Source organism: Sphaerisporangium perillae, from assembly GCF_023276435.1.
Taxonomy (GTDB): domain Bacteria; phylum Actinomycetota; class Actinomycetes; order Streptosporangiales; family Streptosporangiaceae; genus Sphaerisporangium; species Sphaerisporangium perillae.
Genome location: NZ_JALLPO010000046.1, coordinates 61,961 through 72,323 on the forward strand (window position 1 = coordinate 61,961; position 10,363 = coordinate 72,323).

Below are 10,363 nucleotides of genomic sequence, written 5' to 3' on the forward strand. Positions count from 1 at the left end.
AAGGCGGGTAAAACCATCGATCAGGCAGAATCCCGCGCGCTGGCCAACTGTAGTCGCTCGGCTGGAGACTTTCGGGGCCGACTTTAAAACATCGTGATTCTCGGTAGATTGCCCTGATTTGACATAAGCGCAGGTCAGGATGGTTGGCAGATGAATGCGAAAGGACGCTCGCCGATGCGGGTGAGTGTCACGACACACGACTTATCGCCGGAAAGGCGTAAATCGCGCCGCAGGCGTTCCAGGTCCAGCGCGGAACCGCGTTTCTTCAGCGTCACGGTGCCGATATGCCGTTCGCGCAGCGCCGCCCGCAGCCGTTTCAGCGAGAACGGCAGCGTCTCGAGGACCTCGTACCGGGAGGCCCACGGCGTGCGGCCGGGGCCGTCACCGGTGATGTAGGCGATGTGAGGATCGAGCAGGCGGCCCCCGACCAGGGCGGCGACCTCGGCCACGAGATGCGCCCGGATGGCGGCGCCGTCCGGCTCGTACAGGTATCTCGCGACCGGCCCGTGATCGGGAGCGCCGAGGGACACGTCAGGCGTCAGGGTCCGCCCCGACGGCAGCAGTGTGGCCCTGCGCCGGATCCCTTCCCCGGAGCCCACGTCCGGGGCCAGGGCGCCGGTCCAGATGACGGCCTCCTTGACCTCGCCGCGGTGGGACACCCACTCGGCCTCCGCGCCCGGCGGGATCAGCTCGTACGGGATGCCGGGCGCGACCTTCAGGCAGGCGGCGCGCGCCCGGGCCACCATGCCGAGGACGGCCGGCCACGGCGGTGAGTAGGCCATCGGGTCGAAGACGCGCTTGCCCGTCGAGCGCCTGGCGGGATCGGCGAACAGCACGTCGTAGGCCCCGGGATCGACCTCGGCCGCGTCGGCGATCCGGACGGTGACGCGGTCGCCGAGCTCCAGTGCCACGACGTTCGCCCGCGCCACCTCGACCGTGAGCGGGTCGAGGTCCACGGCGTCGACCTCGCATCCCGTGCGGGCCAGCGCGATCAGGTCGCCGCCGATGCCGCAGCAGGCGTCCGCGACCCGCATACCGGGCGAGAACCGGCGGGCGCGGTGGGCGGCGACCTCCGTGCGGGTCGCCTGCTCCAGCCCGTCCGGGGTGAAGTACATACGCGCGGCGTCCTCGCCGAACTTGACGGAGCCGCGCGCCCGGAGCCGGGCCTGCGTGAGCGCGGCGGCGGTGAGGGAGGCGTCGTAGGTCTTCCTCAGCCGGCTCGCGGCCATGACCGGGTCGGCGCCCTCCGCGACCGCGGCCACGGCCTCGCCGAGGGCCTTCTGGCCCCGTGGGGTCAGCAACTCGCGGAAGGCGTCCAGGTCCACGTCTCCCGACGCTATCGCGTCGCCGGTGGCCGCGTGGCAGGACTCCACCCCTGCCGGCGTCTCCCATACGCGAACAATTCGGGCGTGTCGTACGGTGGTCGGCACCCGTACTGACCTGGGACGGCCTGTCCGTGTTGACTGTGTCGGCGGCCTTGCATACTGTTCAGTGTTGGCACTCACCTAGTGAGAGTGCCAAGTCAAAATGCGACGAGGCAGGTCTGACACCCGCGACGGCAGGCCGCTGGTCGCCTCTTCAGCTCATCACCACAATCTGAAGGGGAGGTCCGATCGTGACGACCGCCACCAAGGTTCCCGTTAAGCCGCTCGGCGACCGCATCGTGGTCCAGCCGCTTGAGGCCGAGCAGACGACCGCTTCCGGTCTGGTTATCCCGGACACCGCCAAGGAGAAGCCGCAGGAGGGCAAGGTCCTCGCGGTGGGCCCGGGCAACTGGGACGAAGACGGCGAGAAGCGTATCCCGCTCGACGTCAAGGAAGGGGACGTCGTCCTCTACAGCAAGTACGGCGGTACCGAGGTCAAGTACGGCGGCGAGGAGTACCTCGTGCTCTCCGCCCGTGACGTTCTCGCGATCATCGAGAAGTAAAGCCCCGGGCGCGCAAGCGACCATCTGTACGGAGCCTTACAAAAAATGCGTATCAAGCCCCGGGCTCTTCCCCTGAAGGCCCGGGGCTCTGATGCTGGGAGGACTTAAATGCCCAAGATCCTGGAGTTCGAGGAGGACGCGCGGCGCGCTCTCGAGCGCGGCGTGAACGCCCTCGCGGACGCCGTCAAGGTCACCCTCGGGCCACGCGGCCGCAACGTCGTCATCGACAAGAAGTTCGGTGCTCCGACCATCACCAACGATGGCGTCACCATCGCTCGTGAGGTCGAGCTCGACAAGCCGTACGAGAACCTCGGCGCTCAGCTCGCCAAGGAAGTGGCGACCAAGACCAACGACGTCGCCGGTGACGGCACCACGACGGCGACCGTGCTGGCGCAGGCGATGGTCCGCGAGGGCCTGCGCAACGTCGCCGCCGGCGCCTCGCCGCTCTCGCTCAAGCGCGGCATCGACCTTGCCGCTCGCGCGGTCAGCGACCGCCTGCTCGAGCTGGCCCGGCCGGTCGAGGACAAGAAGGAGATCGCCAATGTCGCGACGATCTCCGCTCAGGACGCCAAGATCGGCGAGCTGATCGCCGAGGCGTTCGACAAGGTCGGCAAGGACGGTGTCATCACCGTCGAAGAGTCCAACACCATGGGCCTGGAGCTCGAGTTCACCGAGGGTCTCCAGTTCGACAAGGGGTACCTGTCGCCGTACATGGTGACCGACCCCGAGCGCATGGAGGCGGTCCTCGAGGACGCTTACGTCCTGCTCACCCAGGGCAAGGTCTCCTCGATCGCCGAGTTCCTGCCGCTGCTCGAGAAGGTCGCCCAGACCAAGAAGCCGCTCTTCGTGGTCGCCGAGGACGTCGAGGGCGAGGCCCTGGCCGTCCTGGTCACCAACAAGATCCGCGGCACGTTCACCTCGGTCGCCGTCAAGGCGCCCGGCTTCGGTGACCGCCGCAAGGCCATGCTGCAGGACATCGCGATCCTGACCGGTGGCCAGCTGATCTCCGAGGAGCTCGGCCTCAAGCTCGAGAACGCCGGTCCCGAGGTTCTCGGCACGGCCCGCCGCATCGTCGTCACCAAGGACACCACGACCATCGTCGACGGTGCCGGCGACCCGAAGGCGATCCAGGACCGCGTCCGCGAGATCCAGTACGCCATCGAGCAGACCGACTCCGACTGGGACCGCGAGAAGCTCCAGGAGCGTCTCGCCAAGCTGTCCGGAGGCATCTGCATCCTCCGCGTCGGTGCGGCGACCGAGGTGGAGCTCAAGGAGAAGAAACACCGCCTTGAGGACGCCATCTCCGCGACCCGTGCCGCGATCGAGGAGGGCATCGTCTCCGGCGGTGGCTCCGCGCTCGTGCACCTGTCCAAGGACCTGGACGACCTGGGCCTGAGCGGCGACGAGGCGACCGGTGTCTCCATCGTCCGCCGGGCGCTCGTCGAGCCGGCTCGCTGGATCGCCGAGAACGCCGGTCGCGAGGGGTACGTCGTCACCGCGAAGATCAGCGAGCTGCCGGTCGGTCACGGTCTCAACGCCGCGACCGGTGAGTATGGCGACCTGATCGCCCAGGGTGTCATCGACCCGGTCAAGGTCACCCGCTCGGCCGTGCAGAACGCCGCGTCCATCGCCGGCATGCTGCTGACGACCGAGGTCCTCGTGGTCGACAAGCCCGAGGAGGAGGCTCCGGCCGCCGGGGGCCAGGGCCACGGCCACGGCCACGGGCACTGAACCGATCATTCGATCGAAGTACGGCTCCCACCCCCACGGGTGGGAGCCGTACTTTTTTGTCGAAACGATTTCCTCACCCCGGATTTGGCCGGCGCGGTAAACCGACGGGCGAGGCGAAGCGTCGTGAAGATCGCCCTGAGCGGCCTCCGAGCTGGTGCGACATCTAACGAATATCCAGCGAATTCGGGCCCCGAGTGAAATATACAAACGCTACTGTGTTCGCTCGATTACCCACCGTTATCGTCGCGTCAATGTGACCAATCCGTATCCGTTCACTATGACGACATGCGCGATCGTGGCGGGCATCATGCCTAACGTGACCGAGGGATGCGTCGCCGACGCCAAAACTGGGGTAAGGCTTGCGACGAGATCGGACGAGTCCGACCTCAGGGATCTGACGAGCCTTGCCGTGCAGGGGGATCGCACAGCGATCGAATCACTGCTCGGGCAGTTGCGCCCGATGGTGGTCCGCTATTGCCGTGCTCGACTGGGCCGGGTGTCCGGCCACTACCACATAGCCGACGACGTGGCCCAAGAGGTGTGCATCGCGGTGCTGGCCGCGCTGCCGCGCTACCGCGACATGGGGCGTCCGTTCGCCTCGTTCGTCTTCGGCATCGCCTCGCACAAGGTCGCGGACGCGCTTCGCAGCTCGGTGCGCTCGGCCGTGCCGACCCAGGACCTGCCGGACGGCCCCGACCAGGGGCCAGGGCCGGAGGAGACGGTGGTGCGCTACATCGAGGCCGAACACGCCCGTGCGTTGCTCTCACGCCTGCCGGAGAACCAGCGCGAGCTGATCATTCTGCGGGTGGTGTCGGGACTCTCGGCCGAGGAGACGGGTAACGTACTCGGTATGTCACCAGGTGCGGTTCGCGTCGCCCAGCATCGCGCCCTGGCCAGGCTCCGGGCGATGGCCGACATGGAGTCGATAGCTTGACCGCTGTTCACCCGGCGCGTTCGCTACGGATACGCGGCTCCGACACGGAGCCGGAAGTGCTCAGGACGGACGCGATCATCGACGCGCTCAGCCGGCGGGAGCCCGTCGGCGAGCACGGCGACCCCGCGGTGAGCCTGCTGCGCGCGCTGACCGACGACGTCGATCAGTGGCTCTCCTCGGTGTCGATCACCCCGTCGACGTAGCCTCTGGCGTACTCCCAGCTGACATAGTCGGCGGGGTCGGGCTCGAAGGCCGGTTCGTGGACCTGCGGGCGCCCATGGTCGATCATCTGCCGCAGGTTGCCGCGGAGAAGATCCCAGTCGAAGTAATGCCGTTCGCCGCATTCGGGACAGTCGAGGACCAGCCCGAGCACCCCTTGGGGTTCCAGCAGCGAGCGGAAGACCTCCACGTCGGCGAGGTCGGTGAGCGCCTCGTCGCGCTCGGCCAAGGTCAGCGGCTCGGAGTCGTCGAGCTCGCCGAGCACCGAGGCAGGGTCGTTGGGGTCTTCCGCGAAGGGGTCGCGGGGGACGTCTTCCAGCACGCATTCCACCTTATGACCCCGACCTACCTTGATGAGGGCAAGTGGTGGTGATGCCCTGCCCTCCCGCCTGTCCCCGGAAGCCTCGCCCGTGGCCTCCCGGGCGGTGCCGAAGGCCCTGCCGGCCAAGGCGTGCCCGATTCCCTGGACAAGACCGGGAAGCACATCGCCCCGCGCCGTGTTGTCCACAGGAGCCGCAGAGCAGTGATGATTCCCGTCCCGTCGTCCACAGGCCGCCGAGCCGGTGATGGGCGGACCACTAAACTGACCGCAGGGGGCCGGCGCCTTTCCCCATCTTGAGAGCGCCATGGCAGGAGGGTTGCAGATGGCCAAGTTCACCGAACCTGGGCTCACGTTCGACGACGTGCTCCTGGTTCCCGCGTATTCGGACCTGCAACCGGGGGACGCCGACACCACCACTCGCCTGTCGCGCTCCATCCACCTGCGCATCCCCCTGGTGTCCGCCGCGATGGACACCGTCACCGAGGCGCGCATGGCCGTGGCGATGGCGCGCCAGGGCGGCATCGGCATCCTCCACCGCAATCTCTCCATCGACGACCAGGCCCAGCAGGCCGACCTGGTCAAGCGCTCCGAGGCCGGCATGGTCACCAACCCCGTGACCTGCTCGCCCGACGACACACTCGCCGATGTCGAGCAGCTCTGCGCGAGATACCGCATCTCCGGCGTGCCGGTGACCGACCGCGGCGGCGTCCTGCTGGGCATCGTCACCAACCGCGACATGCGGTTCGAGACCGACCAGACCCGCTTCGTACGCGAGGTCATGACCCCGATGCCCCTGGTCACCGCGCCGGTCGGCGTGTCCCGTGACGAGGCGTTCGACCTGCTGCGCCAGAACAAGGTGGAGAAGCTCCCCCTCGTCGACGCCGACGGCAGGCTGCGCGGCCTCATCACGGTCAAAGACTTCACCAAGAGCGAGCAATATCCTCTTGCCACCAAGGACACCAACGGCCGCCTGGTCGTCGGCGCGGCGGTGGGCGTCGCGGGGGACGCCGAGCAGCGGGCCATGGCCCTGATCGACGCCGGGGTCGACGTCATCATCGTCGACACCGCCCACGGTCACTCCCGCGGGGTCTGCGACATGGTGGCCAAGATCAAGGCGAACGGCCGGGTCGACGTCATCGGCGGCAACGTCGCCACCAGGGCCGGCGCCCAGGCGCTCATCGACGCCGGCGCCGACGCCGTCAAGGTCGGGGTGGGTCCCGGTTCCATCTGCACGACGCGCGTCGTGGCCGGGGTCGGCGCCCCGCAGGTCACGGCCATCCACGAGGCGTCGCTGGCCTGCGCCCCCGCCGGGGTGCCGGTGATCGGCGACGGCGGCCTGCAGTACTCCGGCGACATCGTGAAGGCCCTCGCCGCCGGCGCCAACACCGTCATGCTCGGTTCCCTGCTCGCCGGCTGCGAGGAGTCGCCCGGTGAGCTGATCTTCATCAACGGCAAGCAGTTCAAGTCCTACCGGGGCATGGGCTCGCTCGGCGCCGTGCGCAACCGCGAGCGCGGCGGCTCCTTCAGCAAGGACCGCTACTCTCAGGAGGGCGTCACCAGCGAGGACAAGTTCATCCCCGAGGGCATCGAGGGCCAGGTGCCCTATCGCGGCCCGGTGGCGGCCGTGGCCCACCAGCTCGTCGGCGGCCTGCGCCAGGGCATGTGGTACACCGGCTCCCGCACCATAGACGATCTCCACGAGAACGGCATGCTGATGCCGATCACCTCCGCCGGGCTCAGCGAGAGCCACCCGCACGACATCCAGATGACCGTCGAGGCGCCCAACTACCACGGCCGCTGACAGGCCGGCCGGTCGAGGCGCACGCGTCGAGACGATCATCGCGGCACCCCGGCCGCGGCGGCGCCCCGCGTACCGCCCCTCATCCAGGGCAGGCATCGTGGACGGGCGGAAGTGGTGGACGGCGCGGGCGCGGATGCGACTCGCGCCGGCGCCCGAGGGTATGGACGTATCAGTGCCCAAGGGTAAAGACGAACCAGTACAGCGGCTTCTCCGAGCGACAGGAACAACGACAGCATGAGTCAGGTAGAGATCGGGCGTGGCAAGAGCGGCCGCCGCGGCTACGCGCTGGACGAGATCGGCATCGTGCCGTCGCGGCGCACCCGTGACCCCGAAGAGGTCTCCATCGCCTGGCAGATCGACGCCTACCGCTTCGAGCTGCCCGTCGTGGTGAGCCCCATGGACAGCGTCGTCTCGCCCAAGACGGCCATCCAGATCGGGCGCCTCGGCGGCCTCGCCGTCCTCGACCTCGAAGGGCTCTGGACCCGCTACGAGGACCCCGCGTCGTTGCTGTCGGAGGTCGCCGAGCTGCGCGGGGAGGCCGCGACCAAGCGGCTGCAGGAGATCTACTCCGCTCCGATCAGCGACGAGCTCATCGGCCGCCGCATCGAGGAGATCAGGTCGGCCGGCGTGACCACCGCCGCACGGCTGTCGCCGCAGCGCACCGCGCAGCACTACAAGGCGGTGATCGACGCCGGGGCCGACATCTTCGTCATCCGGGGCACCACGGTCTCCGCCGAGCACGTCTCGGGCCGGGCCGAGCCGCTCAACCTCAAGCAGTTCATCTACGAGCTCGACGTGCCCGTCATCGTCGGCGGCTGCGCCACCTACACCGCGGCCCTGCACCTGATGCGCACCGGCGCCGCCGGGGTGCTCGTGGGCTTCGGCGGGGGCTCCGGCCACACCACGCGCACCGTGCTGGGCGTGGCGGTGCCGATGGCCACCGCGATCGGCGACGTCGCCGCCGCGCGCCGCGACTACCTCGACGAGTCGGGGGGCCGGTACGTCCACGTCATCGCCGACGGCGGCATGACGAGCTCCGGTGACATCGCCAAGGCCATCGCCTGCGGCTCCGACGCCGTCATGGTGGGCTCGCCGCTCGCCCGGGCCGCCGAGGCCCCCGGGCGCGGCCACCACTGGGGATCGGAGGCCCACCACGGCGAGCTGCCGCGTGGCGCCCGCGTCGAGGTCGGCACCATCGGCACCCTGGAGCAGATCCTGCACGGCCCCTCGACCGTCGCCGACGGCTCCATGAACCTCATGGGCGCGCTCCGACGCACGATGGCCACCGCCGGCTACTCCGACCTCAAAGAATTCCAACGCGTAGAGGTAGTAGTCGCCCCCCACGTCCCCTGACCACCCCGCCGCACCACCCCACACCCGCTACCCAGGCCACGGTTCGGCCGTCCCACATCCCAAGCACAGAGCGGACCCCCACCCAGCCCGTTCTGGGGGGCTTTGTTCGGCGCCGGGGCGGTGGGGAGGGGGACGGTGAAGTCGGCGCCGTTGTGTGGGGGCAACCGGGCGAAGCTTCGGGTCTGGCGGTGGTCAGGATGGCCTGGTGGTGGGAGTGCTCACTCGCCGATGGCTACTGGGCATCGAGTCTGCCAGCGGCCGACCCGATAGCTCCCATTGTCAGGCGGTGGTTAGGAGGGTCAGGAGGTGGGTCACTTCTCGGGTGACGGCGTCGCGGGCGGTGGTGAGGTACTTGCGGGAGTCCACGGTCGTGGGATGGGCGGACAGGTAGGTCCGTACGGCTCCGGTGAACGCCTTGTTGAGGTGCGTGGCGATGTTGATCTTCTTCATGCCGTGCCGTACGGCTTCGCCGAGGGTGTCGTCCGGCACGCCGGAGGAGCCGTGAAGTACCAGCGGCACCGGCACGGCGTTACGCAGTTCGGCGATGAGCTCCAGGTCGAGCACGGCGTCCTTCGTCGTCATGGCGTGTGAACTTCCCACCGCCACGGCCAGGGCGTCCACGCCGGTCGCCGCGACGTAGGAGACCGCCTCCAGCGGCTTGGTCCGCGCGCCGGGGGCGTGCACGCCGTCCTTGCCGCCGATCTCGCCCAGCTCCGCCTCCACCCAGACACCGTGTTCGTGGCACCAGGCCGCCACCTCGGCCGTCGCGGTCACGTTCGCGGAATCCGGAAGCGCGGAAGCGTCGAACATCACCGAGCCGATGCCCAGCCGTACGGCCTCCTCGACCAGGGCGCGGTCGGTGGCGTGGTCCAGGTGGACGGCCACGGGGACCGGCGCGGCCTTCGCGATGGCGAGGCAGGCGAGCGCGAGCGGCTTGAGCGCGCGGTGGTAGCGGACGCAGTTCTCGCTGATCTGGAGCACCACGGGCGCACCGGCCGCCTCGGCTCCCGAGACGATGGCCTCCGCATGCTCGAGTTGGATCACGTTGAAGGCGCCCACGCCCGCGGGGGCCTCGCGGACGATGTCGCCAGTGGTCACGAGGGGCATGGTTCGACTCCGATCTCGGTGCGGATGGTGCGGTAGACGTCGAAGTGGATCTCTCCTGCGACGGGGGTGGCCACGGCGGCGGCGCCGAGGGCCGCGGCCGTGCGCAGCCGCTCCGGCCACGGCGTGTTCCGGGCCAGGCCGAGCGCGAGGCCGGCGACCAGGGCGTCCCCGGCGCCGGTCGGGTTTCCCGGCACCTTGTAGGGCATGCGGGCGCGCCAGGATCCGTCCGGAGTGACGGCGACGAGGCCGTCCGCCCCCATCGACACGACGACCGACTCCGCGCCCGCTCTGCGGAGGGCTTCCGCACCGGCCAGATGACCGTCCAGACCCGAAGATCCAGCGGCCCGGTACGCCTCCGGCGAGGGGCGGTCAGAGGAGGAGGGATGGTCGTGAAACGCGGCAGGGAGGCCGGGTGCCGACAGACCGGGTGCCGACAGACCGGGTGCCGGGAGGTCGGGTGTCGGCAGGCTGGCGAGGGCGCGGGCGAGTTCCTCGGCGTTGGGTTTGAGGATGGACGGGCGTCCGGCGGGGGCGAGCCTGAGCGGATCGCCGTCCGCGTCGACGATCACCGGTACGTCACGGTCGCGGGCGTGACGGGTCAGCGTCGCGTAGAAGTCGGCGGGCACGCCCCGCGGCAGGCTGCCGGACAGGACGATGACCTTCGCGTCGTCCAGGAGATCCAGGTAGGTGGCGGTGAACCGCCTCAGCTCGACGGGCGTGACCTCTGGTCCAGGCTCGTTGAACAGAGCCGTACGGACGGCAGGGTGCCGGCCGAGCGTGTGGAGGTGATCCGGAGCCCGGCGGTCCTCGGGCGTGTGGAGGTGGTCCCGGCCGCAGTCGTGGCCGGGCATGCAGTGGTGATCGGGGGCGCGGTCGTGACCAGGCGTGCAGTGGTGGTCGTGGGTGCGGTCGTGATCGGGCGTGTGGGGGTCGGGGGCGGGGAGGGGAGGTGAGGCCGGGGACGGCGGG

10 protein-coding genes are annotated in these 10,363 nt (G+C 69.5%); 6 read left to right on the forward strand and 4 right to left on the reverse strand.

Going from position 1 to position 10,363, the window contains the following annotated elements; translation table 11 throughout:
• Positions 1-134: 134 nt before the first annotated feature.
• Positions 135-1,325 (reverse strand): class I SAM-dependent methyltransferase, encoded by a 1,191-nt coding sequence (locus MYF83_RS34820; protein WP_248965012.1) that lies wholly within the window; start codon positions 1,323-1,325, stop codon positions 135-137.
• 290 nt (positions 1,326-1,615) lie between these two features.
• Between MYF83_RS34820 and groES the strand changes: the two genes are divergently transcribed.
• From groES to MYF83_RS34840, 4 genes are all read left to right on the forward strand, one after another.
• Positions 1,616-1,927, forward strand: coding sequence for a co-chaperone GroES (gene groES, locus MYF83_RS34825; protein WP_055482820.1), 312 nt, complete (start codon positions 1,616-1,618; stop codon positions 1,925-1,927).
• Positions 1,928-2,035: 108 nt separating this feature from the next.
• Positions 2,036-3,658, forward strand: coding sequence for a chaperonin GroEL (gene groL, locus MYF83_RS34830; protein ID WP_248965002.1), 1,623 nt, complete (start codon positions 2,036-2,038; stop codon positions 3,656-3,658).
• Positions 3,659-3,965: 307 nt separating this feature from the next.
• Positions 3,966-4,592 (forward strand): sigma-70 family RNA polymerase sigma factor, encoded by a 627-nt coding sequence (locus MYF83_RS34835; RefSeq protein WP_248965013.1) that lies wholly within the window; start codon positions 3,966-3,968, stop codon positions 4,590-4,592.
• A gap of 56 nt (positions 4,593-4,648) precedes the next feature.
• On the forward strand, positions 4,649-4,795 hold the full coding sequence (locus MYF83_RS34840) for a hypothetical protein (RefSeq protein ID WP_248965003.1): 147 nt from the start codon (positions 4,649-4,651) through the stop codon (positions 4,793-4,795).
• Here MYF83_RS34840 and MYF83_RS34845 read toward each other — a convergent pair.
• Entirely contained in the window at positions 4,756-5,133 is a 378-nt protein-coding gene (locus tag MYF83_RS34845) for a DUF5319 domain-containing protein (protein ID WP_248965004.1), read from the reverse strand. The genes MYF83_RS34840 and MYF83_RS34845 overlap by 40 nt on opposite strands.
• A gap of 322 nt (positions 5,134-5,455) precedes the next feature.
• Between MYF83_RS34845 and guaB the strand changes: the two genes are divergently transcribed.
• The gene (gene guaB / locus MYF83_RS34850) at positions 5,456-6,934 is read left to right on the forward strand and encodes an IMP dehydrogenase (RefSeq protein ID WP_248965005.1); all 1,479 of its coding nucleotides are present in this window, start codon (positions 5,456-5,458) and stop codon (positions 6,932-6,934) included.
• A gap of 234 nt (positions 6,935-7,168) precedes the next feature.
• Positions 7,169-8,287, forward strand: a complete 1,119-nt coding sequence (locus MYF83_RS34855; RefSeq protein ID WP_248965006.1) for a GuaB3 family IMP dehydrogenase-related protein — start codon at positions 7,169-7,171, stop codon at positions 8,285-8,287.
• A gap of 279 nt (positions 8,288-8,566) precedes the next feature.
• Here the strand turns inward: MYF83_RS34855 and MYF83_RS34860 are convergent, their stop codons facing one another.
• Both MYF83_RS34860 and MYF83_RS34865 read right to left on the reverse strand, forming a co-directional pair.
• Entirely contained in the window at positions 8,567-9,394 is an 828-nt protein-coding gene (locus tag MYF83_RS34860; protein WP_248965007.1) for a class II fructose-bisphosphate aldolase, read from the reverse strand.
• On the reverse strand, positions 9,382-10,363 hold a 982-nt coding region (locus MYF83_RS34865; RefSeq protein ID WP_372500329.1), incomplete at its 5' end, for a 1-phosphofructokinase family hexose kinase. The genes MYF83_RS34865 and MYF83_RS34860, both read right to left, overlap by 13 nt.